2 protein-coding genes and 1 pseudogene are annotated in these 1642 nt (G+C 32.3%); all 3 read right to left on the bottom strand.

Annotation, left to right across the window (positions count from 1 at the left end; translation table 11 throughout):
- Positions 1-465: pseudogene (locus tag ACI3VO_RS02020) on the bottom strand (thiazole synthase); the annotation flags it as partial.
- A 12-nt stretch (positions 466-477) separates the two neighbouring features.
- Positions 478-1278, bottom strand: coding sequence for a sulfur carrier protein ThiS adenylyltransferase ThiF (thiF, locus tag ACI3VO_RS02015; RefSeq protein WP_439756307.1), 801 nt, complete (start codon positions 1276-1278; stop codon positions 478-480).
- 2 nt (positions 1279-1280) lie between these two features.
- Positions 1281-1475: a sulfur carrier protein ThiS gene (thiS, locus tag ACI3VO_RS02010; RefSeq protein ID WP_439756306.1), complete on the bottom strand. Its 195-nt coding sequence runs from the start codon at positions 1473-1475 to the stop codon at positions 1281-1283.
- Between the last annotated feature and the right edge of the window lie 167 nt (positions 1476-1642).

Genomic DNA, 1642 nt, shown 5'->3' with positions numbered 1-1642 from the left:
TGGTGCTCCTAAAGGCATAACTGCAGCTGCCCCTGCTTCTATTAATTTTCTTCCAGCGTATAAATCTGGTGTCATATATGGAAGTACTATAAAGCCTTCATCTGCTAGTATTCTTGTGGCCTTTATTGTTTTTTCGTTGTCTGGTAGTAGATATCTAGTGTCTGATATAACTTCTATTTTTATAAAATCTCCACATCCCATTTTTCTAGATATTCTAGCAATTCTTACAGCTTCTTCAGCAGTAGTTGCTCCTGAAGTATTCGGTAATATAGTCATATCTTTTGGTATATAAGTAAGTATATTTTCCTTTGGATTATCTAAATCAACTCTTCTTATAGCCATTGTTATTATTTGGCTGTTACTAGCCTTTATAACATCTGGAAGTATTTCATTACTTCCAAATTTACCTGTTCCTATTAAAAGTCTGCTGTCGAACTCGTGTCCACCTAAAATTAATTTATCCATTTTTCTCCTCCATTATTTGATTTCATCTATAAGTATCTTCATAGCTAAATTTGCCATGTGATTTGCGCATATCGCTACTCTTGGAGCCATCAAGCCTTCGCCTTCTTTGGCTTCGTGTTCAAAGTCTCCACAAATATAAAATTTATCCCTTATTTTTTTAGTCATTATATCGTTTGAATCGTAATAACCTGCCATACCTGAGGATGCTATTAGATATTTATCTCTAAAATTTTTCAAGGCTGCATTGCATACCATAGCCTTGCATTTTGCATCGTCAAAGGCTTCGATTATTATATCTGAGTCTCTTAAAAAACCTATATTTTCTTTTGTAATAAATACATCCTTAGTTTTGATATTTACAAAAGGATTTATTTTTCCCAGTATATTTTTTAATGCATCTGTCTTTTTCATTCCTATATGCTCTACAAAATACTGCTGTCTGTTTAAATTAGACGGTTCCACGACATCATAATCTACTAATACGAGCTCTCCTACGCCTACTCTAGCTAACGAAATAGCTATATTTGATCCTAAACCGCCTAGACCTAAAATAGCCACTTTCCCACTCTTTAGCTTACTATGTATATTAGGTGTATGTCTCGCAATTAAAAGAGCTTCTAGTTCATCTGATGAAGGAACCTTACCCTTTTGAATTAAAGTAACTCTATCTCCTTCACATAGTATTTTATCTTCGCTTAAAGGAAATCCATTTAAAACAACTACATCGCAATTTTTATCTACATTATCTCTAAATTGATAGGCAGTTGTATCTTGAGTAACTTCTGCAAGTGCCTCATTAAAAAAAATCTTCAAAATCAACCACCTCCAACAAAGCTTATAACTTCTATAACGTCTTCATTTTTTAATAAATAAGTATTGTAAGCTTCATCGTCTACAATTTCCATATTTACTTCTACAACGACCTTTTTAGGATCTAAGTCGTATTTTTTTAGAAGTTTTTCTATTGTAATATCTTCTGATAAAACGATATTTTTACCATTTAAAGTCATACTCTTCCTCCTTCTTCCATAAAAGTCTTAGAAAACAAAAAAAGCAGAAAATAAACCATACCCGCGGTGGTATGCCCCATTTTCTGCTTTTCAAGCTGACATTATGTTACCATTTTTAGAAATTTATGTCAATCGTTTTCATCGAATTTTTTAGAATAAATATTATT

The organism is Intestinibacter sp. (assembly GCF_051866655.1).
GTDB lineage: Bacteria > Bacillota > Clostridia > Peptostreptococcales > Peptostreptococcaceae > Intestinibacter.
The sequence above is the reverse complement of the archived record's forward strand: the minus strand, read 5'-3'. Positions and strand labels throughout refer to the sequence as shown.